The sequence below is a fragment of the Motilibacter deserti genome (assembly GCF_011250635.1).
GTDB lineage: Bacteria > Actinomycetota > Actinomycetes > Motilibacterales > Motilibacteraceae > Motilibacter_A > Motilibacter_A deserti.
In genome coordinates this window covers 11,732-37,026 of sequence record NZ_JAANNP010000001.1, presented here as the reverse complement: position 1 = coordinate 37,026, position 25,295 = coordinate 11,732, and the positions used below count along the sequence as shown (strand labels likewise).

The window sequence follows — 25,295 nt, the reverse complement described above, 5'->3', positions numbered from 1 at the left end:
CGGACGAGCCATCCGGCAGAGCCGGGCAGCGCCGGCGCGAACGTAGCATCGGTATCCATGGCCGATCCCGCGAGCTACCGCCCCGCACCGGGGGAGGTGCCGGACTCCCCGGGGGTCTACCGCTTCCGCGACGCGCACGGCCGGGTCATCTACGTCGGCAAGGCGAAGAGCCTGCGCAACCGGCTGAACAACTACTTCCAGGACGTCCTGGGGCTGCACCCGCGGACCGCGACGATGGTCACCACGGCCGCGAGCGTCGAGTGGACGGTCGTCAACACCGAGGTCGAGGCGCTCCAGCTGGAGTACTCCTGGATCAAGGAGTTCGACCCGCGCTTCAACGTGAAGTACCGCGACGACAAGAGCTATCCCAGCCTCGCCGTCACTGTGTCGGACGACTACCCGCGGCTCACGGTGATGCGCGGTCCCAAGCGCAAGGGCGTCCGCTACTTCGGCCCCTACGCCCATGCCTGGGCCATCCGCGAGACGCTCGACCTGCTGCTGCGCGTCTTCCCTGCGCGTACCTGCTCCAACGGCGTCTTCAAGCGTGCGTCCCAGGTCGGGCGCCCGTGCCTGCTCGGCTACATCGACAAGTGCTCGGCGCCCTGCGTCGGCAAGGTGAGTGCCGAGGAGCACCGGCAGATCGTCGACGACTTCTGCGACTTCATGGCCGGGTCCACCACCCGCTTCGTGCGCCGGCTCGAGCAGCGCATGCAGGAGGCCTCGGACGAGCTGGAGTTCGAGCGGGCGGCCCGGCTGCGTGACGACATCGGCGCGCTGCGGCGGGCTATGGAGAAGAGCGCGGTCGTGCTGCCCGAGGGCACGGACGCCGACGTCGTCGCCTTCTGCGAGGACGAGCTGGAGGCCGCTGTGCAGGTCTTCCACGTACGCGGCGGCCGCGTCCGCGGCCAGCGCGGCTTCGTCGTCGACAAGGTCGAGGACGTCGACACCCCGGCGCTGGTCGAGCGCTTCGTCGAGCAGTTCTACCTGGACGCGGGCAACGACGTGCCCCGCGAGCTGCTCGTCCCCGCCCTGCCGGAGGACCCCACGGTCGTCGCCGAGATCCTCCAGCTCGTGCGCGGTGCGCGGGTGGACCTGCGGGTCCCGCAGCGCGGGGACAAGAAGGCGCTGATGGAGACCGTCGCCCGCAACGCCCAGCAGGCCCTCGCGCTGCACAAGACGCGCCGGGCGAGCGACCTGACGACCCGCGGGCGGGCGCTGCAGGAGATCCAGGAGGCGCTGGGGCTGGAGTCCGCGCCACTGCGCATCGAGTGCTACGACGTCTCGCACACGATGGGCGACGAGGTCGTCGCCTCGATGGTGGTGTTCGAGGACGGGCTCGCGCGCAAGAGCGAGTACCGCCGCTTCGCCATCCGAGGCCTGAACGGCACTTCCGACGACGTGGCGTCGATGCACGAGGTCATCACCCGGCGGTTCCGGCGTTATCTCGACGAGCGCGAGCGCACGGGTGAGGCCGGCGTCGAGCAGGGCGGGCTGTCGGCGCTGGACCCCGTCGACGGCGGGGCGCCGGGCGAGGCCGAGCAGCCGGGGTCGGGCGCCCCGCGCGGCATCGACCCCGAGACGGGGCGCCCGCGCAAGTTCGCGTACCCGCCGAACCTCGTCGTCGTCGACGGCGGCCCGCCGCAGGTCGCCGCGGCCCAGCGGGCGCTCGACGAGCTGGGTGTCGACGACGTGGCCCTCTGCGGGCTGGCGAAGCGGCTCGAGGAGGTGTGGCTGCCCGACGACGACCACCCGGTCATCCTCCCGCGCAGCAGCGAGGGGCTCTACCTGCTGCAGCGCGTACGCGACGAGGCGCACCGCTTCGCGATCTCCTTCCACCGCCAGCGCAAGGCGAAGTCGGTCCGCGCGAGCGTGTTGGACGACGTGCCCGGCCTCGGGGACGCGCGCCGCAAGGCGCTGCTGCGCCACTTCGGCTCCGTGAAGAAGCTGAGCGAGGCCACGGCGGAGGAGATCGCGACGCTGCCCGGCATCGGGCCGCGGACGGCCGAAGCGGTGGTCGCCGCCCTCGCGGGCCCCGGCGCGGGGCTGTCAAAGCAGCCTGCGGGTGCAATGCTTTCCGGCTCCGGCGGCACTCCGCCGGAGGACGAGCCCCCCGGCCTGCCGGCTGGGGACGACGCGGCTGCCGCCGCGGTGCGGACCGGCACGGGAGGGACGGCGTAGTGGACGCGACGCGGGAGGAGGCTCCGGCCGTGCCGCAGGAGGGCTCGCGGCAGGACGAGCCGGAGGCTCCGGCGCGGCCCCCCGTCGAGCTCGTGCTGGTGACCGGCATGTCCGGCGCCGGCCGCAGCACGGCTGCGAACACGCTCGAGGACCTCGGCTGGTACGTCGTGGACAACCTGCCGCCGTCGCTGCTGCCCCGGCTCGCCGACCTCGCGAGCAGGACCGCGGGTTCGGTGCCGCGAATGGCCGCGGTGGTCGACGTGCGCAGCCTCGCCTTCTCGCTGGACCTGCGCGCGGCGCTGGAGGACCTGGCCGGCGTCGGGATGACGGTGCGCACGCTGTTCCTCGAGGCGGCCGACGACGTCCTGGTGCGCCGGTTCGAGTCCGTACGCCGCCCCCACCCGCTGCAGGAGGGCGGGCGCATCCTCGACGGCATCCAGGCCGAGCGCCGCCTGCTGGAGGACGTGCGCGGCGACGCCGACGTGGTGCTCGACACCAGCGCGCTCAACGTGCACCAGCTCGCCGACGCCGTGCGCCGCGCCTTCGACGAGGCGGCCTCGCACGGGGTCCGCGCCACCGTGATGTCCTTCGGCTACAAGTACGGCCTGCCGGTCGACGCCGACCTCGTCGTCGACTGCCGGTTCCTGCCGAACCCGCACTGGGTCCCGACGCTGCGCCCGCAGACCGGGCAGGACCCCGACGTCCGCGACTACGTCCTGTCCCGTCCGGGCGCCCGTGAGTTCGTCGACCGCTTCAGCGACGTGCTGGGCATCGTGACCGACGGCTACGAGCGCGAGGGCAAGCACTACGCGACGCTCGCGGTGGGATGCACCGGCGGCAAGCACCGGTCCGTCGCGATCTCCGAGGAGCTGGCCCGCAGGCTGCGCGCGGCCGGCGCGGAGGTGACGGTGGTCCACCGCGACCTGGGCCGCGAGTGACGGCGACGGACGGGCACGTCCCCGGACCGGCGGTGGTCGCGCTCGGGGGCGGCCACGGGCTCGCGGCCTCGCTGTCCGCGCTGCGCCGGGTCACGCGCGCTCTCACCGCGGTCGTGACCGTCGCCGACGACGGCGGCTCCAGCGGGCGGCTGCGCGGCGAGCTCGGCGTGCTCCCTCCCGGCGACCTGCGCCAGGCGCTGGCGGCGCTGTGCCGGGACGACGAGTGGGGGCGGACCTGGGCCGACGTGGTGCAGCACCGCTTCGTCAGTGGCGGCGAGCTGCACGGCCACGCGGTCGGCAACCTGCTGATCGTCGCGCTGTGGGAGCGGCTCGGCGGCGACGTCGTGGCGGCCTTGGAGTGGATGGGGCGGCTGCTCGGCTGCGAGGGGCGGGTGCTCCCGATGGCAGAGGTCCCGCTCGACATCGCGGCCACCGTCCTAGGCGCGGACCCGGACCGGCCCGACGAGATCACGACCGTGCGCGGCCAGGTCGCCGCGGCGACCACGCCGGGACAGGTCCTCGGGATCCAGCTCATGCCGGAGCGGCCCCCGGCGTGCGCGCAGGCGGTGGACGCCATCCGCGCCGCCGACTGGGTTGTGCTCGGCCCGGGCTCGTGGTTCACGAGCGTGCTGCCCCACCTGCAGGTCCCGGGGCTGGCCCAGGCGCTGCTGGACACGCCGGCCCGGCGCATGCTCGTGCTCAACCTCGCCCCGCAGGCGGGCGAGACCAAGGGGTTCACCCCGGAGGCGCACGTCGAGGTCCTGCTCGCGCACGCGCCGGGGCTGAAGCTGGACGTCGTGCTCGCGGACCCGGCTACCGTGGCCGACCGCGAGGGCCTGGAGGACGTGGTCGCGTCCGCCGGCGGGCGGTTGGTCCTGGAGCCGGTCGGCGTGCCCGACGGGTCGCCGCGGCACGACCCCGGCCTGCTCGCGGCCGCGTACGCATCGATTGTCGGAGGAGAGGCTGCCCCATGGCGATGACCGCGGCAGTGAAGGACGAGCTCAGCCGGCTCCCGGTCACCCGGTCGTGCTGCCGCAAGTCGGAGGTGTCGGCGCTGCTGCGCTTCGCCGGCGGCCTGCACATCGTGAACGGCCGGATCGTGGTCGAGGCCGAGCTGGACACCGGGGCCGCGGCCCGCCGGCTGCGGCGCGACATCGCCGAGGTCTACGGCCACGCCTCCGAGCTCGCGATCGTCGCCCCCGGCGGCCTGCGCCGGGGGAGCCGCTACGTGCTGCGGGTGGTCAAGGACGGGGAGTCCCTGGCCCGCCAGACCGGGCTGCTCGACGGCCGCGGCCGGCCGGTGCGCGGGCTGCCCGCACAGGTGGTGTCCGGTGGCATCTGCGACGCGGAGGCCGCCTGGCGGGGGGCGTTCCTCGCCCACGGCTCGCTGACCGAGCCGGGCCGCAGCTCCTCGCTCGAGGTGACCTGCCCCGGCCCCGAGGCGGCGCTCGCGCTCGTGGGCGCCGCCCGCCGGCTCAACGTCAGCGCCAAGGCCCGAGAGGTCCGGGGCGTGGACCGCGTGGTCGTACGCGACGGCGACGCCATCGGCGCCCTGCTGACCCGGCTCGGCGCCCACGAGTCGGTGCTGGCCTGGGAGGAGCGGCGCATGCGGCGGGAGGTGCGCGCCACCGCCAACCGGCTCGCCAACTTCGACGACGCCAACCTGCGCCGCTCGGCACGGGCGGCCGTGGCCGCCGGGGCACGGGTGCAGCGGGCCCTGGAGATCCTCGGCGACAGCGTTCCCGAGCACCTGCGGGTGGCGGGTGAGCTGCGGCTCGAGCACAAGCAGGCGAGCCTGGAGGAGCTGGGCGCCTTGTCCGACCCGCCGATGACCAAGGACGCGGTCGCGGGGCGCATCCGGCGGCTGCTCGCGATGGCGGACAAGCACGCGCTCGACAACGGCCTGCCCACGACGGAGGCCTCGATCACGCCGGAGATGCTGGCCTGAGCGGTCCGCGGGTGACCGCGACGTCGCTGACAGGCCGGAGGCCCCTCGTCCACGTGTCGGACTGCCCGGGGGGCGCTCATCGGCGCGCGGTAAGGTGCGCCTGCAGACAGGAGCTATTCGAGGAGATCAAGTGACGGTTCGCGTTGGCATCAACGGCTTCGGCCGTATCGGGCGCAACTTCTACCGCGCCGCCCTCGCGCAGGGAGCCGACATCGAGTTCGTCGGGGTCAACGACCTCACGGACAACAAGACCCTCGCCCACCTGCTGAAGTACGACAGCATCCTCGGCCGGCTCGACCGCGAGGTCGCCTACGACGACGACAACCTCATCGTCGGCGGCACCAAGATCCGCGCGCTCGCCGAGCGGGACCCGGGCGCGCTGCCCTGGGGCGAGCTGGGCGCCGACATCGTCATCGAGTCGACCGGTCGCTTCACGACCGCCTCGGACGCGGGCAAGCACATCAGCGCCGGCGCCAAGAAGGTGATCATCTCCGCTCCTGCCAAGGAGGAGGACATCACCATCGTCATGGGCGTGAACGATGACAAGTACGACCCCGCGTCGCACAACATCATCTCGAACGCGTCGTGCACGACCAACTGCCTCGCGCCGATGGCGAAGGTGCTGCTCGAGAGCTTCGGCATCGTCAAGGGCCTCATGACGACCGTCCACGCCTACACGAACGACCAGGTCATCCTGGACTTCCCGCACAAGGACCTGCGTCGCGCCCGCGCCGCCGCGACCAACATCATCCCGACGACGACCGGCGCCGCGAAGGCCATCTCGCTCGCGATCCCGGAGCTCAAGGGCAAGCTCGACGGCTACGCGCTGCGCGTCCCGGTGCCGACCGGCTCGGCGACCGACCTCACGGTCGAGCTCGAGCGCGAGGTCACCAAGGACGAGGTCAACGCCGCGATGAAGGCCGCGGCCGAGGGGCCGCTGAAGGGCATCCTCGAGTACACCGAGGACCCGATCGTCTCCAGCGACATCGTGACCTACCCGGCGTCCTGCATCTTCGACGCCTCGCTGACGATCGCCAACGGCAACCAGGTCAAGGTGCTCGGCTGGTACGACAACGAGTGGGGCTACAGCAACCGCCTCGTCGACCTGTCGAAGCTGGTCGGCAGCTCGCTCTGACCCGGGCTCCCCGGCTCATCCCCTAAGTCCCACGAACGCGGCGGTCCCCGGGCTTCTAGGAGCCCGGGGGTCGCCGCACTCGTGCGGAGAGGACCTTCTGCTGTGAGGGCGATCCGATGAAGACGCTGAACGACCTCGGCGACGTGCGCGGCCGCACCGTGCTCGTGCGCTCGGACCTGAACGTGCCGTTGGACGGCACCCGCATCACCGACGACGGCCGCATCCGGGCGAGCGCGCCGACCATCTCGACGCTCGCCGAGCGCGGTGCACGCGTCGTCGTCGTCGCCCACCTGGGCCGCCCCAAGGGCGCCCCGGACCCGAAGTACACCCTCGCCCCGGTCGCCGCCCGGCTCTCCGAGGTCCTCGGCCGCCCCGTGGCCTTCGCCACCGACACCGTCGGGCAGGAGGCGCGCGCCGCCGTCGAGGGGCTCGGCGAGGGCGAGGTCGCGCTGCTGGAGAACCTGCGGTTCAACGCCGGTGAGACGAGCAAGGACGACGCCGAGCGCGGCGCGTTCGCCGACGCCCTCGTGGCCCTGCTCGGCGCGGACGGCGCCTACGTGGGCGACGGCTTCGGTGCGGTGCACCGCAAGCACGCCAGCGTCTACGACGTCCCCCAGCGCGTCCCGCACGTCGCCGGCGGGCTGGTCGAGGCCGAGGTCGAGGTGCTGAAGCGCCTCACCACGCAGACCGAGCGGCCCTACGTGGTCGTGCTCGGCGGGTCCAAGGTCTCGGACAAGCTCGGCGTCATCGACAACCTGCTCGGCGTCATGCAGTCCGGCGACAAGCTGCTCGTCGGCGGCGGCATGCTCTTCACGTTCCTCAAGGCCCAGGGCCACGAGGTCGGCAAGAGCCTGCTCGAGGAGGACCAGCTCGAGACGGTCACGGGCTACCTGCAGCGCGCGCAGGAGTCCGGCGTGGAGCTCGTGCTCCCGGTCGACATCGTCGCGGCGACCGCGTTCGCCGCGGACGCCGACCCGCAGGTCGTGCCGGCGCAGGCCATCCCCGCCGACCGGCTCGGCCTCGACATCGGCCCCGAGTCGGGCGCCCTCTTCGCGTCCAAGCTCGCGGATGCGCGCACGGTGTTCTGGAACGGCCCGATGGGCGTCTTCGAGATGGAGCCCTACGCCGGCGGGACCCGGGCCGTGGCGCAGGCGCTCGCCGACGCCACGAGCCGCGGCGCGCTGACGGTCGTCGGTGGCGGGGACTCCGCGGCCGCCGTGCGCGCGCTCGGCTTCGACGAGAGCTCGTTCGGACACATCTCGACCGGCGGCGGGGCGAGCCTCGAGTACCTCGAGGGCAAGACCCTGCCCGGCCTGCAAGCCCTGGAGGCATGAACCTTGGCGACTCCCAGCTCTTCGGACAACAGTGCCCGCAAGCCGCTCTTCGCGGGCAACTGGAAGATGAACCTCAACCACCTCGAGGCGATCCGGCTGGTCCAGGACCTCGCCTTCCGCCTCGAGGACAAGGACTTCGACCGCGCTGACGTCGTCGTCCTGCCGCCCTTCACCGACCTGCGCAGCGTGCAGACGCTGGTGGACGGCGACGAGCTGAAGATCGCGTACGGCGCGCAGGACCTGTCCGACAAGGACTCCGGCGCCTACACCGGCGAGATCTCCGGCGCGATGCTGTCGAAGCTCGGCTGCACCTACGTCGTGGTGGGCCACTCCGAGCGCCGCCAGTACCACGCCGAGGACGACGCGCTCGTGAACGCGAAGGTCAAGGCTGCGCTCAAGCACGGGCTGACCCCGATCCTCTGCATCGGAGAGGGGCTTGACGTCCGGCAGGCCGGCGGCCACGTGCCGCACTGCATCAGCCAGCTCACCGGCGGCCTCGCGGGGCTGTCGGGCGACGAGGTCCGCAAGGTCGTCATCGCGTACGAGCCGGTCTGGGCCATCGGCACCGGCGAGGTTGCAACGCCGCAGGACGCGCAGGAGGTCTGCGCCGCGATCCGCGACCAGCTCGCCGAGGGCTGGTCCGGCGACGTGGCCGACAGCGTCCGCGTGCTCTACGGCGGCTCGGTCAAGGGCTCCAACGCCGGCGCGATCATGGCCGAGAAGGACGTGGACGGCGCGCTGATCGGCGGCGCCAGCCTCGACGCCGAGGACTTCTGCAAGATCGTCCGGTTCGGCGAGACCGCCGCCTCCTGACCGTCGCCGACGGGCGGACGGCGAAAAGACCGCCGTCCGCCCGTCTACGTCCCCCAGCGCCCCACCTCGTCGTACGCTGTCCAGCGTCGAGCTGACGAGTGGCCCAGAAAGGCTCTGCGTGTCCATCACCGAGATGATCTTCTCCGGCGTGCTCATCGTCACGAGCGCGCTCCTGGTGCTGCTCGTGCTGCTGCACAAGGGCAAGGGCGGGGGCCTCTCCGACATGTTCGGTGGCGGCGTGTCGTCGTCGCTGGGCGGGTCCAGCGTCGTCGAGCGCAACCTCGACCGCCTCACCATCGGGATCGGCCTCATCTGGCTCGCGTCCGTGGTCGCCCTCGGGCTGCTCGCGAAGGTCTGACCCCGCCGGCGCGCTCCGCGCGCCGGGGTCAGGTCGAGCGGGACCGTACGAGCACCCTTCAGTCGAGCAGGGGAGGACCAGCGTGGCGAGCGGCAATGCCATTCGGGGCAGTCGGGTGGGCGCCGGCCCCATGGGCGAGGCGGAGCGGGGGGACACGGCTCCGCGCGTCCGGGTGTCCTACTGGTGCGCGAAGGGGCACGAGAGCGTCCCCAGCTTCGCCGAGGAGCCCGGGGTCGCGCCGCCGGAGGTCTGGGACTGCCCGCGGTGCGGGTTGCCGGCCGGGCAGGACCGGGAGAAGCCCCCGGAGCCGCCGCGCACCGAGCCCTACAAGACGCACCTGGCCTACGTGAAGGAGCGTCGCACGGAGTCCGACGGCGAGGCGATCCTCGCCGAGGCGCTCGAGCAGTTGCGCAAGCGGCGCGGCGAGTAGCTGTCCCGTACGTCAGAGGGGCGGTCCCGGGGTCTCCGGGGCCGCCCCTCTCGGCTTCTTCGTCCGCTTTGGCAAGCTGAGGCTGAGCAGGGGGACGCGCAGAGTGCCCCGTGGTCGGCACCACGACGCGCGGTCGACTGGTCGGTGAGACGTATCAAGGGCGACATGTCAGACGTCTCCCACCACGTGACCGCAGCTCCTTTCGTCGCGCCACGAGTACGCGGCGCCGTCTCCCGCGTCGCCGACCGGCTCTGGCGCCCGCGGACGCGGGTCTTCCTCAGTTACGCCCGGAAGGACAAGGTGCTCGCGGACGCCTTGAAGGGCGAGCTCCGCGCGCGGGGGCTGAGTGTGGTCCTGGACCGTGAGGTGCTGCTCGCCGGCCAGGACTTCGAGCGCGAGCTCCGCCACCAGGTCCGTCGGTCCGACCTCGTGCTGTTGCTGGTCACGGCCGCCTACCGCGCCTCGGAGTTCTGCGCGAAGGAGCGCGAGTGGGCATTGGACGAGGCTCGGTCGCGGGAGGGCGTGTTCGTGGTCCCCCTGCTCACCGACTCAGTGGGATCGCCTTCTGACGTCGCTCATCTCGAGGCGGTCGAGTTGCACCATGAGGACCTCCGGGCGGCAGCGCGCCGGTTGGTTGGCGACCTCCGCCAGCTCTTCGGTCGGCGCACGGGGCGAGCCCCGGGACCGACGGCTACGGGGTGGGCGCTCGGGGCCGGAGCAGTGGCGGCCGTGGCCGCTGTCGTGGCGCCGTTGGCAGGGGACACGTCAGGCGGTGGCCGACCCTCCTCGTTCGTCAGCGGATCGGAGCTCGTGGCAGCCGTCGACGGCGAAGCAGTGACCGTGGACGTGGATCGCAACGAGGAGAGGGCGGACGTCCGGTTCCGTGTGGTGACTGCCGACCGACTGACGTTGCGCATCTCTGGGGCGACCTGGCCACGGCGTGGCAAGCTCGTTCTCTACGACATCCACCGGAACGAGGTGGGTGACACACAGCTGAAGCCGGACGGGGAGCTGCGAACGCCCGTCTTGACTCCGGGCGAGTACGTTGCGCAGGTCGACCTGTACAAGGGTGACGGCGGCCGCGGAAGCCTTCGCGTCAACAGCTCGAACTAGAACGCCGTCGCTCGTCGGGGTAGTCGCCGTCAGTCGTACGCGCGAAGACTGCTTCGCGTGACGCGCTATGAGCACCGAACTTCTCCAGTCGCTCCCCGGTCGGAAGGGCTGTCCCGGGGAGCGCTCTGCATGGGTGGGCGTCAGGCGCGTCGGGGCGCACGCTCATGTCGGACGGGCGGTCCCGCACAGACGCTCCGCGCTCGTGTTCGCCGAGGAGTCGCGCCCGCGCACTTCCATGCGACTGCGACGTAGGAAGCTCGCTTTGCTGAAGCGTCGGTCAGAGGTGGCCGGCCATCCGCGCCTGCTCCTCGAGGACGTCGGCGATCCGGGCCTGCACCCCGTCGAGCTGGCCGATGATCTCGCTCGTGGCGTGGATGCCGGCGGCGACGGTCTCGCTGCTCGCCTGGATTCCCGCGACCTGGTCGGCGACGCGCTTCGTGGCGTCCCCGGTCTCCCGAGCGAGCTCCTTGACCTCGTTCGCCACGACCGCGAAGCCGCGGCCGACCTCGCCCGCCCGCGCCGCCTCGATGGTGGCGTTGAGCGCCAGCAGGTTGGTCTGGTCGGCGATGCCGGAGATGATCTTGATGACGTCGTTGATCGCCGACGACGCGGCCGCGAGCCCCTCGACCTCAGCGGTCATCGTTGACGAGCGGCTGACCGCCTCGTCGGCGACGCGGCCGGCGTCGTCGGTGGCCTCCCGCAGACGCGACACCGTGTCCAGCAGGACCCGGGCCCGCTGGGCGTCCTCCTCGGCCCGGCGCAGCACGGCGAGGCGCTGGGACACCAGCTGCTGCACGTTGCGCAGCGCCGCGGCACGGGACTCGGAGAGCTCGATGCTCTCGGTGGTGAAGAAGTCCATGGTCCCGAGCACGTGGGTGCCGTCCACGATCGGGAAGCAGACGCCCGAGCGCACGCCGGCCCGCTGCGCCGCCGGCGCCCGGACACAGTCGGTCACGTCGGCCAGGTCGTGCACGAAGACGAGGTCGCGCGCCTTCCACGCCCGCCCGGACAGCCCGACCCCCTCCGCGAACGAGGCGGCCAGCGTCACGCGGCGGAACTCCTCGCCGGCGGTGCCGGACTCCACGTCGAAGCGGAGGACCTTCTCGTCCTCGTCGAGCTTCCAGTAGGAGCCGTAGGCCCAGCCGAACGCGGTGCGGACGGTCTCCAGCGCGACCCGGAGGGCGGCCTCCTCGTTGCCCGCCTCGCCGACGCGGGTGACGACCGTCGTGACCGCCTGCCGGTCGTCGAGCGTCTCGCGCAGGGTGGTCGCAGCGAGGGCCTGGTTGCGGGCCAGCGTCGCGATCCGGCCGATGGCGGCCCACTTGTCACTGCCGAAGACGGGGAGCCGCTGACGGCTGTAGCACTCCATGACGCCGACGACGGCGCTGCCGTCGACCATGGGGATGAGAGCGCCCTCGACCGCGCCGGCGGCCCGGGCCGCCGCCCAGCGCAGGCACTTCGCGCCCTCCTCCGGCGGCGCGACGAGCACCGGCTTGCGGGTCGACAGCGCCCGGCCGAGCAGCCCGACGTCGGGCGGGAGCGTTCGCGCGCCGCCAGCGGCTCGCGCCATGGCAGGGGTCAGCTCGCCGGTCTCGTAGGCGAGGGTGAAGCCGCCCTGCCCGTCAGGCACCCAGCGGGCGCCGTAGGCGAGGTCCAGTGCGCGTACGAGCGCGTCCGTCGTCTTGACCCGCGCGTCCTGCAGGTCGACGAGCCCGCCGTCGAACGCGAGCACGACCTGCTCGAGCGCCTCGACGTCGCGCGGCACCGGTGCCTGGACCGTCGTGTTCTTGCGTCGGCGCATCGCCGGCCCCCGTATCGCCCGTTCCGATGTTCGTCTGTCGAGCCTCGATCGGCCGGACGGGGGACAGGCTTGAGGAGAACTTCTGCAGCAGATGGGCCGGGAGGCCCGCGGGCGCGGGCCGGCCGTCCCACCGAGCGGGTGGGGCGGCCGGCCCGGTGCAACGCTCAGGCGGGCAGCTTGCCCGCCGCGGCACGGTCGAGCAGCCACAGCGTCCGCTCGGTGCCGTACGCCCCCGCCGCCGGCACCTGCCGCTCGCCGGCCTCGCCCGAGAGCGCCAGCGCGACGGCGTCGGCCTTCTCGGCCCCGGCGACCAGGAGCCACACCTCGCGCGCGGACCGGAGAGTGTCGAAGGACAGGCTGATCCGGGTCGGCGGCGGCTTCGGGGAGCCGTGCACCGCGAACGCCGGCCGCGTGTCCTGCGTGCCGGGGTGCTCGGGGAACAGCGACGCGACGTGGGAGTCCGGGCCCACCCCGAGCAGGCAGACGTCGAACGCCGGCGCTGCTGCGCCGTCGGCGGCCGCCGCGGCAAGCTCGGCGACGTACGCCTCCGCGGCGACCTCGGGCCCGTCGGGGGACTCGGCGGCCACGGCGTGGACCCGCGCCGGGTCGACCGGCAGCCGGTCCAGCAGCGCGGATCGCGCGCCCGTCTCGTTGCGCTCCGGGTCCCCGTCCGGAAGGTAGCGCTCGTCGCCCCACCAGAAGTCGACGCGGGACCAGTCCACGGCCCCGAGCGCCGGTGACTCCGCGACGGCGCGCAGCGCCCCCAGCCCGATGCCTCCGCCGGTGAGCACGACGGACGCGGTGCCGCGCAGCGCCTGGGCGTCGGCGAGCGCCGTGAGGAGACGGGCGGCGATCGCGGCGGCCAGGACGTCCTTGTCCGGGGCGACGACGACGCTGGGTGCGGGCGAGGTCCGCCCGCTCATGCGCCGGCGCCCACGGAGCCATCCGCGGGCGAGACCAGGCCGAGCACCTCGCCGTAGACGTCGTCCGCGTCGAGCCGGCGCAGCTCCTCGGCGAGCAGCTCGCTCAGCGGCCGCCGGGGGAGTGCGACCGAGCGCTCCGGGGAGCCGGGCACCTTGATCTGCGCCACCCGGCCGTCGCCGCGCTCGATGTCCACGCCGCCGCCGTCGGACCAGAGATGCACCCCGGTGATTCCCGGGCCGTCGGTCGTCGCGCGCTCGACCTCGACGCCGAGCCGGGAGCCGAGCCACAGCGCGAGCAGCTCGGCGCTGGGGCTCTCCGCCTCGGCCGCGACCTTGGCCCCCGTGATGGGCGCTGCCGGGTGGTCCAGCGCACCGGCGAGCAGCGTGCGCCAGGGGGTCAGCCGCGTCCAGGACAGGTCGGTGTCGCCGCCGGAGTAGCCAGAGCGGCGCTTGGCCAGCTCGGAGATGGGCGACTGGCAGGAGGCCGAGTCGGTGATGCGGCGCTGGGCCATCATCCCGAGCGGGTGGTGCGCCGGGTCCTCCGGTGCCGTGCCCGGCCACCAGACGACGACCGGCGCGTCCGGCAGCAGCAGCGGCAGCACCACGCTGTCGGGGTGGTCGGACAGCTCGCCGTGCAGGCGCAGCAGCACGACCTCTCCGGGGCCGGTCTCCCCGCTGGTGCGCACCTCGGCGTCGAGCCGCGACGCCCCGCGGCCCGGCCTGGCCACGACGACGAGGATCCGCGACGGGTGCTCGCGCGAGGCCGACGTGGCGGCCTTGAGCGCGTCGTAGTGCCCCTGCTCGTCGGTGACGATCACGAGGGTGAGCACCGCGCCCATCGCCGGGCTGCCGCTGCGCCGACGGGCGTCGAGCAGCGCGCCGAAGATCTTGCTGGACGTGGTGTCGGTGAGGTCGATGTTCACTGCGGCCTCCGGGCGCGCTCGGACTCGAGGGGGCTCCGCACGCTGCTCACGGACGCCTCCAGACGTGCCCGTTGCGCGCGAGCATCTCGTCCGAGGACCTCGGGCCCCAGGTGCCCGCCGGGTAGGTGTCGGGCTTGCCGTGGCTCTCCCAGTGCTCCTCGATCGGGTCGAGGATGCGCCAGGACGCCTCGACCTCCTCGTGCCGGGGGAACAGCGGCGGGTCGCCGAGCAGCACGTCGAGGATGAGCCGCTCGTAGGCCTCGGGGCTGGACTCGGTGAACGACTCGCCGTAGGCGAAGTCCATGGTCACGTCCCGGACCTCCATCGAGGTCCCCGGCACCTTCGAGCCGAAGCGCACGGTCATGCCCTCGTCCGGCTGGATGCGCATGACGAGCGCGTTCTGGCCGAGCTCCTCCACCTGGTTGCGGGAGAAGGGCAGGTGCGGCGCCCGGTGGAACACGACGGCGATCTCCGTCACCCGGCGCCCGAGGCGCTTGCCGGTGCGCAGGTACCACGGCACCCCGGCCCAGCGCCGGGTCTCGATCTCCAGCTGCACCGCGGCGTACGTGTCGGTGATGCTGTCGGCCGGGATGCCCTCTTCCTCGAGGTAGCCCGGCACGAGCTCACCGCCCTGCCAGCCGCGGACGTACTGCCCACGGGCGGTGGACCGGGAGATGTCCTTGCCGGCGTGCGTGGCGTTGAGGACCTTGAGCTTCTCCAGGCGCAGGTCGCGCGCGTCGAAGGAGACCGGCTCCTCCATGGCGGTGAGCGCGAGCAGCTGGAGCAGGTGGTTCTGGATCACGTCGCGGGCGGCGCCGATGCCGTCGTAGTAGCCGGCGCGGCCACCGATGCCGACGTCCTCGGCCATCGTGATCTGCACGTGGTCGACGTAGCCGCGGTTCCAGATCGGCTCGAACATCTCGTTCGCGAAGCGCAGCGCGAGGATGTTCTGGACAGTCTCCTTGCCCAGGTAGTGGTCGATGCGGAAGACCGACGACGGGTCGAAGACCTCGCCCACGATCCGCTGCAGCTCCTGCGCGCTGGCCAGGTCGTGGCCGAACGGCTTCTCGATGACGACGCGCCGCCACGCGTGCTCGGGGCCGTCGGCGAGGCCGGTCTCCTTGAGCTGGCGGACCACGTCGGGGAAGAACTTGGGCGGGACCGACAGGTAGAACGCGTGGTTGCCCTGCGTGCCGCGCTTCTCGTCCAGGTCGCGGATGGTCTCGCGCAGCGTCTCGAACGCCTGCTTGTCGCCGAACTCGCCGGAGACGAAGCGGATGCCCTCGGAGAGCTGCTTCCAGACCTCGTCCCGGAACGGGGTGCGGGCATGCTGCTTGACCGCGTCGTGGACGACCTGGGCGAAGTCCTGGTCCTCCCAGTCGCGGCGCGCGAACCCGACGAGCGCGAAGCCCGGGGGAAGCAGGCCGCGGTTGGCCAGGTCGTAGATGGCCGGCATGAGCTTCTTGCGGGACAGGTCTCCGGTCACGCCGAAGATGACCAGCCCGCACGGGCCGGCGACCCGGGGGAGCCGCCGGTCCCGTACGTCGCGGAGCGGGTTCGTGCTCGAGAGCCCGCCCGGCGACGCCCCATTCGTGAACAGGGCCTCGCTCGCTGTCACTGCGCCTCTTCTCTTCTGTTCGCAGCTGAACGCGCCGCGGCCGCCCGCCCCGGGAGGTCAGGCGGCCGCCGCGGTCGCCCGGCTACTTGGACGTGCTCTCCGGGCTCGCCGACGCCGGGCCCGAGCCCGCGGGCTTGGTGGCGCCGGCCGGCATGACCTCGGCGCCCATGCGCTCGAGCTCGCCCGTGACCGACTCGATCAGCTCGTTCCACGCGACCTCGAACTTGTCGACGCCCTCTTCCTCGAGGAGCCGCACGACGTCGTCGTAGTCCACCCCGACGGCCTTGAGGTCGTCGAGGACCTTCTGCGCCGCCTCGTAGGACCCGGCGATCGTGTTCCCGCGGATCTGGCCGTGGTCGTAGACCGCCTGCAGCGTGGCCTCGGGCATCGTGTTCACGGTGTCCGGCGCGACCAGCTCGACGACGTACATCGTGTCGTCGTAGGACGGGTCCTTCACGCCGGTCGACGCCCACAGGGGACGCTGCCGCTTGGCGCCCGCGGCCTCGAGCGCTTCCCAGCGCTCGCCGGAGAAGACCTTCTCGTAGAGCTGGTACGCGAGCTGGGCGTTGGCGTTGGCCGCCTTGCCCCGCAGCGCCTTGGCCTCGTCGGAGCCGATCTTGTCCAGGCGCTTGTCGATCTCGGTGTCGACGCGGCTGACGAAGAAGGACGCGACGCTCTCGATCGTGGAGATGTCGTGGCCGTTCTCCTTGGCCCGCTCGAGCCCCTCGATGTAGGCGTTCATCACGGCCTCGTAGCGCTCGAGGCTGAAGATCAGCGTCACGTTGACGCTGATCCCCTCGGCGAGCGTGGAGGCGATGGCGGGGATACCGGCGAGCGTCGCCGGGATCTTGATGAGGAGGTTCGGCCGGTCGACCAGCCACCACAGCGCCTTGGCCTCGGCGACCGTGCGGTCGGTCTCGTGCGCGATGCGAGGGTCGACCTCGATCGAGACCCGGCCGTCCCGGCCGTTCGAGGCCTCCCACTGCGGGCGCAGCACGTCGCACGCCCAGCGCACGTCGAAGGTCGTCAGCGCGCGCAGCGCCTCGCCCACGTCCGTGCCCCGCAGGGCGAGGTCGCGCAGCTGGTCGGAGTAGACCTCCGAGCCGGAGATCGCCTTCTGGAAGATCGCCGGGTTGGTCGTGACGCCCACGACGGAGCGCTCACGGATCAGCTCCTCGAGATTTCCGGTCTGCAGCCGGGCCCGCGACAGGTCGTCGAGCCAGACCGCGACCCCCTGCTCGGACAGCTGGCGGAGAGAGTCGGACACCTGGTGCCTCCTACTGCGAATTGTTGTTCGCGGGTGGACGAGCGGCGGGTCAGTTGCCCGTCGTGCTGCCGGGGATGACCCCGGCCTTGGAGATGCTGGCCTGAGCGGCCGCGACCACGCGCTCGGCGGTGAAGCCGAACTGCTCGTAGAGGACCTTGTAGGACGCGCTGGCCCCGAAGTGCTCGATGCTGACGGCCTCGCCGGCCTCTCCGAGGTACTTCCACCAGCCCTGCGCGATGCCGGCCTCCACGCTGACCCGGGCGCGCACCGCCGGCGGGATGACGCTCTGCTTGTAGGAGTCGTCCTGCTCCTCGAACCACTCGACGCACGGCATCGACACGACGCGAGTGGGGACGCCCTGTGCCTCGAGCAGCTCGCGCGCGGCCACGGCGATCTGCACCTCGGAGCCGGTGGCGATGAGGACCACGTGCGGGGTGGTGGCCGAGGAGTCGATCAGGACGTAGCCGCCCTTGGTGACGCCCTCGGCGCTGGCGTAGGGGCCGGCGGGGGAGCGGTCGTAGGTCGGCACGCCCTGCCGGGTGAGGGCGAGCGCAGCCGGCCCCCGGTCCTTCTCCAGGATCGCCCGCCACGCGATCGCCGTCTCGTTGGCATCCGCCGGGCGGACCACGTCGAGGCCGGGGATGGCGCGCAGCGACCAGAGGTGCTCGACCGGCTGGTGGGTCGGGCCGTCCTCGCCGAGCCCGATCGAGTCGTGGGTCCAGACGTAGGTGACCGGCGCCTTCATGATGGCGGCGAGGCGCACCGCGCCGCGCATGTAGTCGCTGAAGACGAGGAAGGTGCCGCCGTAGAAGCGGGTGTTGCCGTGGATGGCGATGCCGTTCATCGCCGCGCCCATGGCGTGCTCGCGGATGCCGAAGTGCACGTTGCGGCCGTAGAGGTCGACGTTGGCCGCGCCGGAGTCCGGGTGGCCGAACGACGGCTCGCCGTGGATCAGCGTGAGGTTCGACTCGTGCAGGTCGGCCGACCCGCCCCACAGCTCCGGCAGCACCGGGGCGATCGCGTTGAGCACGTCGCCACTGGCCTTGCGGGTCGCCACGTCCTTGCCTGCCGGGAACGTCGGCAGCGCCGAGTCCCAGCCGCTGGGCAGCCGGCGGGTGAGCAGCCGGTCGTAGAGCTTGGCGCCCTCGGGCTCGCGGTCGCGCCAGGCCAGGAACGACTTCTCCCACTCCTCGCGCAGCGCCTTCCCGCGAGTGACTACCTGACGGGCGTGGGCGAGCAGCTCGTCGGGCACGTCGAAGGTCTTCGTCGGGTCGAGGCCGAGGACCTCCTTCGTCGCTGCGACCTCGGCCTCGCCGAGCGCGGAGCCGTGCGCCTTCGCAGTGTTCTGCGCGTTCGGCGCCGGCCAGGCGATGATCGAGCGGGCCGCGATGATGCTCGGCCGGTCGCGCTCGTCGCGGGCGGCGGTCAGCGCGGCGTGCAGCGCGTCGACGTCCTGGGCGTCGTCCACGCGCTGGACGTGCCAGCCGTAGGACGCGAACCGGGCGAGGACGTCCTCGCTGAACGCGACGTCGGTGTTGCCGTCGATCGAGATGTGGTTGTCGTCGTAAAGGACGACGAGGTCGCCGAGGCGCAGGTGGCCGGCGAGGCTCACGGCCTCGGCCTGGACGCCCTCCTGCATGTCGCCGTCGCCGGCGATCACGTAGATCGTGTGGTCGAAGGGGCTCTCGCCCGGCGCTGCCTGCGGGTCGAACAGGCCGCGCTCGCGGCGGGCGGCCATCGCGAAGCCGACCGCCGTGGAGATGCCCTGCCCGAGCGGGCCGGTCGTGGTCTCCACGCCGTTGGTGTGGTGGAGCTCGGGGTGGCCCGGGGTCAGGCTGTCCCACTGGCGCAGGTGCTTGAGGTCGTCCAACGTCAGGCCGTAGCCCGAGAGGTATAGCTGGTTGTAGAGCAGGATGCTGGCGTGCCCGGCCGAGAGCACGAAGCGGTCGCGCCCGACCCAGTGCGGGTCGCTGGGGTCGTGGCGCAGCAGCCGCTGGAAGAGCAGCGTGGCCACGGGAGCCAGGCTCATCGCGGTGCCGGGGTGGCCCGAGCCCGCCTGCTGGACGGCGTCCATCGCCAGCGCACGGGCGACGTCGACGACCTTCCGGTCCTCGTCCGACCACTCCAGCTCCGGAGCCTTGCCGCCCTTGGTCTCGGTATTCGCCACTTGCCGGTCTCCCTCCACAACGTCCTATGTCGCCTCGGGCCGCGGCAGGCGCCGTCCGCAGACGGCTCCGATGAGCCCCGACTCGGGTCTGCTGCCCGTTGGGCCAGCATCTACGCTCCCAGACCCTATTCCCGCCGCGGGATGCCCTGATCACGGCGCCCCGACGCGGGGGCGGGCGCGCTCTGCGCAAACCGCCCGGCTCGGACGACGGAGGTGTCCGCCGTCACCGTGTCCCGGCCGTCGTCCGCCCGCGACCGACGGTTACGCTGACTCCCGTCCGCGCGCCGTCCACAGCGGTGCTCCCCATGCTCGACGAGGTGCCAGTGACGGCAGTCGACCCGCGTCCGCACGCTCTCGCGGTTCCGCGGGCAGGTTCGGACTCCGGAAGGTTCGGGACGTCGGCGGCTCCCGCGGCCCCCGCAGCTGGGCGCCGGAGGCTCGCCGAGCAGCTGCGGGCGTACGTCGCCCTCATGAAGCTGCGTGTCGTCGAGCTGCTGCTCGTCGCCACCGTGCCGACGATGATCCTCGCCGCGGGCGGCTTCCCGTCCCTGCGCGACGTCCTCGTCACGCTGGTCGGCGGGACGCTCGCCGCGGGCAGCGCGAACGCGCTCAACTGCTACATCGACCGCGACATCGACGCGGTCATGCACCGCACCGAGCGGCGGCCGCTGGTCACCGGGGCGGTGACCCCGCGCCAGGCCCTCGTCTTCGGCCTCGGCCTCGGCGGAGTGTCGGTCGCGCTCTTCGCCGCGCTGACGAACCTGCTCGCCGCCGGGCTGACGCTTGCGACGATCGCCTTCTACGTGCTCGTCTACACCCTGCTGCTGAAGCGGCGCACCCCGCAGAACATCGTCTGGGGCGGCGCTGCGGGCTGCATGCCGGTGCTCATCGGCTGGGCCGTCGTGACGGGCTCGCTGTCCTGGGCGCCGGTGGTGCTCTTCGGCGTGATCTTCCTGTGGACGCCTCCGCACTACTGGCCGTTGGCGATGCGCTTCCGCGACGACTACGCCGCCGCCGGCGTGCCGATGCTGCCGGTCGTCGCGTCCGACGTCACCGTCGCCCGTCAGGTCGTCGCCTACTCCTGGGCGATGGTCGCCTGCTCCCTGCTGCTCTGGCCGGTGGCGGGGACCGGAGCCGTCTATGCGGTGGCCGCCGTCGTGCTGGGCGGGGCCTTCCTCCTCGAGGCCCACCGCCTGCTGGCGCGAGCCGGGTCGGGCGCCCGCGGCGCGGGGCTCAAGCCGATGCGGCTCTTCCATGGGTCGATCAGCTACCTCTCGCTGCTCTTCCTCGCCGTCGCGATCGACCCGCTGCTGCACTGACCGTTGCGCCGCCGGCCCGGACGATCCGGGGTACTGCGGCACCCGGGTGATCTGGGCGGCGATCCGCTCCCGGGGCGGCATCAGGTTGCCGAACCTCGGGATATGACCGGGCACCCCGCGCAGCGCGAGCCGGCGCCGCCGGGCATGCCGCTGGCGCGTGCAGCGGACCAGCGTGTGCCCGGCGCGACCCTCGACGCCGACGTCCGCGACGCCTTCCTCGCGCTGATGTCGCACGAGCTGCGCACCCCGCTCACGTCCGCCCTCGGCCACCTCGAGCTCCTCCTCGACGGGATCGTCGGCCCGCTGTCGGACGAGCAGGCCCTGGTGGCCCGTTCCGCCGAGAACGGCGCGAAGCGCCTGCTCCGCCTCGTGGAGGACCTGCTGCTCGTCGCGGGAGCGGGGGCCGGGGACGGCCAGCTGGCCCTGGACCGGCAGCCCGTGGACCTGCTCGACGTCGCTGGCGCGGCGGCCGCCGCACGGGCGCGCCCGGCGCAGCGCGGCGGCGTGGCCCTGGAGGTCGTGCCGTGCGGCACGGTCGTGGCGCAGGGGGACCGCGCACGGCTCGTGCGCATGGTCGAGGCGCTCGTGTGCAACGCCGTCGCGTTCACGCCGCCCGGTGGCGCGGTCCGCGTCGAGGTGCGGGCGCTGGACGGCTGGGCCGCGGTCGACGTCGCCGACACCGGCGTCGGCATCCCCGCGGACGAGCGCACCCGTGTCCTCGAGCGCTTCTACCGTGGCAGCGCCACGCGGCACGACGGACAGCCCGGCGTCGGCCTCGGCCTTGCTGTCGCGCGGGAGGTGGCCGCTTCCCACGGCGGCACGCTCAGCATCGTCAGCGAGCCGGGAGCGGGCACGACCGCGCGGGCCACCTTCCCGACCGGACCGGACGCTCCCCCCACCCCGCCACACGCTGCGCCCGCGCTGCTCGCGGGCTGACGGGCCCCGGCGGGCTCCTGTCCTCAGGTTGCGTGCCCGGCACGCCGAAGGGGCCTCGTGACCAGAGGATCCGGGAGAGCAACTGACGGGCGCCGGCGCCCGCCGCTGCTCGCCCTCGTCGTTCTGGTCGTCGGAGCCGCGCTCGTCGTGCCGGCCACGCTCCTCGCCTCCCGGGCAGAGCGGGACGCCGCCGCCCGCGGCCTCGAGCGGCCGCTGGCTGGCGCTCAGGCCGCGCTGACCGCCGAGGCCCGCCGCTACGAGGACGCGGTCCGGCAGGCCGCCGCCTCCCTCTCGGCCTCCGTCTCGCCGGACAGGTCGTCCTTCGGGGCGCTGGCGCAGTCGCTCGCGCTCGCGCACCTGCCTGGCGCGGGCGGCGTCGCGTACGCCGAGCCGCGCGACGGCGAGGACCTGGTCGTGCTCGCGAGCGGCCTCGACGGACGCGCCGTGGCGAGCGGTTGGGACGCCGCCGCCGACCCCGAGCTCGCGGACGTGCTCGAACGCGCGCGCCGGACGGGTCGGCCCGCCGTCTCCAGCCCGCTCGTCCTGCCGCGCGACCGGGCGCTGCCGCCCGGCCGTCGTCAGCTGGCGGTCGTCCTCGCGGCACCGGTCGTGGGCCCGGGCCTGCGCTTCCGCGGCTGGGCCCTGCTCAGCCTACGCGGCCCCGACCTGGTGCGCGCGCTCCTGCGCGAGGCCGTCGGCCCCGTGGGCCGGGTGACGCTGGCCGCGCCGGCCGTCACGGGCGACCCGGTGACGATCGCCGCCGTCGCTCCGGACCCGAAGCCTGCCCTTCGCAGCTCCGGGGCCGGTGATGCTCCGCACCGGAGGGTCGGCGTCCGGGTCGTGGACCGGACGTGGGCGCTCACCGTCACCGCCCCCCCGGTTCGCTCGGCCCCCGCCGGACTCGTCCCGATGGACACCGCGATCGGTGTGGGCGGCGGCCTCGCGACCGTGCTCCTCGCCGGCCTGGTGCTCGTGCTCGCGATCGCGCGCGAACGGGCCGTCGCGCGCTGGGGCGCGGCGATGGCGGAGCTGCGCGCCGCCGAGGAGGAGTCCCGACAGCAGGCCGAACTGCTCCACGACGTCCTGGAGAGCATCAGCGACGGCGTCTCCGTGGTCGACGCCGACGGCCGCTACGTCGTCCACAACCGGGCGGCGCGGCAGATGCTGGGCACCACGGCCGAAGGCGCCATGCCACAGACCCTGCAGGACCGCGACGGCGTGCTGCGCGGCGACGGCGCCGCGGCGTACGACGATGACGAGCTGCCGCTCGCGCGTGCCCTTGCCGGGGAGTCCTGCGAGGACGTCGACGTCGTGGTGCACATCGACGGCAGCGGCCCTCAGGTGCTCCGCGTGAGCGCGCACCCGCTGTCGCGTCGGGGTGGTGCCGTCGCCGTCTTCGACGACGTGACCGAGCGGCAGCGCGCGGAGGCCGCCCTCGCGCGCCAGGCCGTGGTGTTCTCCGCGATCACCGACGCGGTGTTCATCACCGATCCCGCCGGCGCGATCGTCGACTGCAACCCCGCCGCCGAGCGCATGACCGGCCACACACGCGCCGAGCTGCTGGGCCGCCGTCCCGACGCGATGTGCGCCGCGGAACGGCTGGCGATGGTCGGCGAGGCGCTCCGGGCGCAGGGCGAGTGGCGGGGCGACCTGGCGTTCGCCCGCAAGGGCCGGCCGCCCGGAGTCGCCGAGGCCGTCGTCGTCGTGCTCAAGGACGCGAAGGGCCGCGTGACCGGCACCGTCAGCGCGCACCGCGACGTCACCGACGAACGGCAGACCGCCTCCGCTTTGCGCGAGGCGGAGCTGCGGTTCAAGCTGTCCTTCACGAACGCGCCCACCGGTGTGCAGATGGCGAGCCTGCGGCCGCACGAGGCCGGCCGGTTGCTCGACGTGAACCCGGCGCTCTGCCGCATGCTCGGCATGAGCCGGTCCGCGCTGCTGCAACGTACGACGGCCGACATCACGCACCCCGACGACCTGGCCCAGGACGCCGAGTGGGCGCGGCTGCTCATGCGCGGGGACAAGGAGCGGGCCCGCTTCGAGAAGCGCTACATCCGCGCGGACGGCGAGGCGGTCTGGGTGGCCGTCAACGTCGCCGTCGTCCGTGACGAGGAGGGTGCCGGGCTCTACACGGTCACCCAGGTCGAGGACGTCACCCAGCGCCGCCTTGCCCGCGAGGAGCTGCGTCGCGCGAACGAGGAGCTGTCCGCGGCCAACGACGCGCTCGCCCGCACCAACGCCGAGCTCGACCGCTTCACCGCCGCGGTGGCGCACGACCTGAAGAACCCGCTGACCTCCATCTCGGGCTACAGCGAGCTGCTCTCGGACCTGTGCGGAGGAGCGCTTCCGGCTGAGGGGCTGCACGCTCTGGACGCCGTTCGACGCAACGCCGACCGCATGCGGACGCTGATCGACGACCTGCTGGACTACGCCCGCGCCGGCAGCGAGCCCCTGCGGCTCGGGCCGGTGGACAGCGCGGTGGTCGTCGCCGAGGTCGTCGCCGACATCGCGCCCGCGATCGAAGGGGCCGGCGGCAGGGTGCGGGTCGGGCCGCTGCCGCAGGTCCACGCCCACCGGACCCTGTTGCGGCAGCTGGTCGCCAACCTCGTCGGCAACGCGCTGAAGTACGTCGCCCCCGGCGTACGCCCGCAGGTCGCCGTGGACGCAGCGCCGGGCGGGGACGGGGAGTGGGTCTTCACGGTCGCCGACAACGGCATCGGCGTGCCCGCGGACGCCGTCGAGCGGATCTTCCGGATGTTCGCGCGCGAGGCACGCCGCGGCTACGAGGGGACCGGGATCGGCCTGGCCACCTGCCAGCGCATCGTCGAGCGGCACGGCGGCCGGATCTGGGTACGCCCCGGCGACGAGGGCGGCTCGGTGTTCGCCTTCACGCTGCCGCCGGCCCCCGCCTCACGCGCTGACGTCGACGAGCACCTTGCCGACGGTGCCCTCACGCACCGCCTCGTGAGCGTCGGACGTGGCCGCGAGCGGGAACACGTGCAGCGGTAGCCCGGCGTGCTCGCCGGCCTGCAGGGCGCCGTCGGCGACGGCCGCGCGGATCGCCGCCACCGCCGCGAGCTTGGCCGCGTCCGGCATCGTGTAGACGAGGACGAACTGCCACCTGCTGTTGGACGAGAGCAGCTCGCGGGCGGGGAGCGCCAGCTCGTCGCCGCCGTCGTTGGCGTAGATCGCGACGGTGGCATGGCGCGCGATGACCGCCCGGTCCAGCTGCGCGTTCGCAGCGGGCGCGACCTCGACGACCGTGTCGACGCCGTCCGGCGCGAGCGTGCGGATCAGCGCGGCGGCGTCGTGCTCGCGATAGTTCACCGTCTCGTGCGCGCCCGCCGCCGACGCGAGCCGTGCCTTCGGCGTGCTGCTCACCGTCGTGATGACCCGTGCTCCCGCCCAACGGGCGAGCTGGATCGCGGCGTTGCCGACGGCGCCCGCCCCGCCCTGCACCAGGACCGTGCGGCCCTCGAGCGCCCCCGGCGTGAGGCGGTCCGGGACGCCGTCGCCGAGCGTGAGGCAGCGGTGCGCCGTCATGGCCGGGATGCCCAGGCTGGCGCCCAGCGTGAGGCCGGCCTGGTCCGGCAGCGGGACGGCCTGCCGCTCGGGCAGCACGACGTACTCCTGCGCCGTCCCGTCCGCACGCTGCCACGCCGCCTCCCAGAGCCAGACGCGCTGGCCCGGCTCCAGGCTCGTGCCGCTCCCGGCCTTGTCGACGACCCCCGAGCCGTCCTGGTTCGGCACCACCGACGCGAACTTCAGCGGCCGCCCCGGCCCGGCAGCCTCGCGCGCCTTCCAGTCGGTGGGGTTCACGCCGGAGTAGTAGACGCGGACCCGGACCTCGCCGGGACCGGGCTCGGGGACCGGGCGCTCGACCAGCTCGAGCACCTCCGGGCCGCCGCTGCGGGTGTAGGCGATCGCTCGCACAGGCGCTCCTCTCGATGGAGCGCGCCGCCGCCGGGCCGGCGGGCGCCCGCGTGCTCCCGTCGCATGCTCGCGCACGCCGGGCCTCCGGCGGCAGCCGGGTGGGCCGGCACCGTCCCGGGCGCCCGGTGCGCCGCAGGGATGGCCCGGGAACTCGGGGGCAA

Annotated in this window: 20 protein-coding genes; 13 read left to right on the top strand and 7 right to left on the bottom strand. The window is 73.4% G+C overall.

The genetic code is table 11. The features are described from left to right. Positions 1 to 57 precede the first annotated feature (57 nt). The 10 genes from uvrC to G9H71_RS00115 all read left to right on the top strand — a co-directional run bounded on the left by uvrC (position 58) and on the right by G9H71_RS00115 (position 10,247). The gene (gene uvrC / locus G9H71_RS00160; protein ID WP_166276169.1) at positions 58 to 2,178 is read left to right on the top strand and encodes an excinuclease ABC subunit UvrC; all 2,121 of its coding nucleotides are present in this window, start codon (positions 58 to 60) and stop codon (positions 2,176 to 2,178) included. 107 nt (positions 2,179 to 2,285) lie between these two features. Next, entirely contained in the window at positions 2,286 to 3,116 is an 831-nt protein-coding gene (gene rapZ, locus G9H71_RS00155) for an RNase adapter RapZ (protein WP_196791553.1), read from the top strand. After that, complete coding sequence (locus G9H71_RS00150) at positions 3,005 to 4,096, top strand: gluconeogenesis factor YvcK family protein (RefSeq protein ID WP_166276163.1); 1,092 nt, start codon at positions 3,005 to 3,007, stop codon at positions 4,094 to 4,096. Before rapZ ends, G9H71_RS00150 begins: the two co-directional genes overlap by 112 nt. Further along, positions 4,087 to 5,064 carry a DNA-binding protein WhiA gene (whiA, locus tag G9H71_RS00145; RefSeq protein ID WP_166276160.1) on the top strand — a complete coding sequence of 326 codons (978 nt, stop codon included), beginning with the start codon at positions 4,087 to 4,089 and terminating at the stop codon, positions 5,062 to 5,064. Before G9H71_RS00150 ends, whiA begins: the two co-directional genes overlap by 10 nt. Positions 5,065 to 5,194: 130 nt before the next feature. Continuing rightward, positions 5,195 to 6,199 carry a type I glyceraldehyde-3-phosphate dehydrogenase gene (gap, locus tag G9H71_RS00140; RefSeq protein WP_166276157.1) on the top strand — a complete coding sequence of 335 codons (1,005 nt, stop codon included), beginning with the start codon at positions 5,195 to 5,197 and terminating at the stop codon, positions 6,197 to 6,199. Between the two features lie 116 nt (positions 6,200 to 6,315). Further along, positions 6,316 to 7,533, top strand: a complete 1,218-nt coding sequence (locus G9H71_RS23195) for a phosphoglycerate kinase (RefSeq protein ID WP_166276154.1) — start codon at positions 6,316 to 6,318, stop codon at positions 7,531 to 7,533. Between the two features lie 3 nt (positions 7,534 to 7,536). Then, positions 7,537 to 8,346: a triose-phosphate isomerase gene (gene tpiA / locus G9H71_RS23190; protein WP_231133957.1), complete on the top strand. Its 810-nt coding sequence runs from the start codon at positions 7,537 to 7,539 to the stop codon at positions 8,344 to 8,346. A 133-nt stretch (positions 8,347 to 8,479) separates the two neighbouring features. Beyond that, complete coding sequence (gene secG / locus G9H71_RS00125) at positions 8,480 to 8,704, top strand: preprotein translocase subunit SecG (protein WP_166278739.1); 225 nt, start codon at positions 8,480 to 8,482, stop codon at positions 8,702 to 8,704. Positions 8,705 to 8,786: 82 nt separating this feature from the next. After that, positions 8,787 to 9,134 (top strand): RNA polymerase-binding protein RbpA, encoded by a 348-nt coding sequence (locus G9H71_RS00120; protein WP_166276151.1) that lies wholly within the window; start codon positions 8,787 to 8,789, stop codon positions 9,132 to 9,134. Positions 9,135 to 9,299: 165 nt separating this feature from the next. Beyond that, on the top strand, positions 9,300 to 10,247 hold the full coding sequence (locus G9H71_RS00115) for a toll/interleukin-1 receptor domain-containing protein (protein ID WP_166276148.1): 948 nt from the start codon (positions 9,300 to 9,302) through the stop codon (positions 10,245 to 10,247). Positions 10,248 to 10,524: 277 nt separating this feature from the next. Here the strand turns inward: G9H71_RS00115 and G9H71_RS24300 are convergent, their stop codons facing one another. The 6 genes from G9H71_RS24300 to tkt form a co-directional block, all read right to left on the bottom strand. Beyond that, positions 10,525 to 12,048 carry a methyl-accepting chemotaxis protein gene (locus tag G9H71_RS24300; RefSeq protein ID WP_166276145.1) on the bottom strand — a complete coding sequence of 508 codons (1,524 nt, stop codon included), beginning with the start codon at positions 12,046 to 12,048 and terminating at the stop codon, positions 10,525 to 10,527. Between the two features lie 164 nt (positions 12,049 to 12,212). Continuing rightward, the gene (gene pgl, locus G9H71_RS00105; RefSeq protein WP_166276142.1) at positions 12,213 to 12,971 is read right to left on the bottom strand and encodes a 6-phosphogluconolactonase; all 759 of its coding nucleotides are present in this window, start codon (positions 12,969 to 12,971) and stop codon (positions 12,213 to 12,215) included. Then, a complete protein-coding gene (locus G9H71_RS00100) occupies positions 12,968 to 13,894 on the bottom strand; it encodes a glucose-6-phosphate dehydrogenase assembly protein OpcA (RefSeq protein ID WP_166276139.1) in 927 nt (308 codons plus the stop codon). Before G9H71_RS00100 ends, pgl begins: the two co-directional genes overlap by 4 nt. Before the next feature lie 46 nt (positions 13,895 to 13,940). Next, positions 13,941 to 15,512: a glucose-6-phosphate dehydrogenase gene (zwf, locus tag G9H71_RS00095; RefSeq protein ID WP_331272620.1), complete on the bottom strand. Its 1,572-nt coding sequence runs from the start codon at positions 15,510 to 15,512 to the stop codon at positions 13,941 to 13,943. 82 nt (positions 15,513 to 15,594) lie between these two features. Beyond that, positions 15,595 to 16,779, bottom strand: coding sequence for a transaldolase (tal, locus tag G9H71_RS00090; RefSeq protein WP_166276136.1), 1,185 nt, complete (start codon positions 16,777 to 16,779; stop codon positions 15,595 to 15,597). 49 nt (positions 16,780 to 16,828) lie between these two features. Further along, positions 16,829 to 18,946, bottom strand: a complete 2,118-nt coding sequence (gene tkt, locus G9H71_RS00085) for a transketolase (protein WP_166276133.1) — start codon at positions 18,944 to 18,946, stop codon at positions 16,829 to 16,831. A 305-nt stretch (positions 18,947 to 19,251) separates the two neighbouring features. Between tkt and G9H71_RS00080 the strand changes: the two genes are divergently transcribed. From G9H71_RS00080 to G9H71_RS00070, 3 genes are all read left to right on the top strand, one after another. After that, positions 19,252 to 20,265, top strand: coding sequence for a heme o synthase (locus G9H71_RS00080; RefSeq protein WP_166276130.1), 1,014 nt, complete (start codon positions 19,252 to 19,254; stop codon positions 20,263 to 20,265). Positions 20,266 to 20,367: 102 nt separating this feature from the next. Next, positions 20,368 to 21,201 (top strand): sensor histidine kinase, encoded by an 834-nt coding sequence (locus G9H71_RS00075; RefSeq protein WP_166276127.1) that lies wholly within the window; start codon positions 20,368 to 20,370, stop codon positions 21,199 to 21,201. Positions 21,202 to 21,258: 57 nt separating this feature from the next. After that, entirely contained in the window at positions 21,259 to 24,210 is a 2,952-nt protein-coding gene (locus tag G9H71_RS00070) for a PAS domain S-box protein (protein ID WP_166276124.1), read from the top strand. Here G9H71_RS00070 and G9H71_RS24820 read toward each other — a convergent pair. Continuing rightward, a complete protein-coding gene (locus G9H71_RS24820) occupies positions 24,112 to 25,134 on the bottom strand; it encodes an NADPH:quinone reductase (protein WP_166276121.1) in 1,023 nt (340 codons plus the stop codon). The genes G9H71_RS00070 and G9H71_RS24820 overlap by 99 nt on opposite strands. Positions 25,135 to 25,295: the final 161 nt, after the last annotated feature.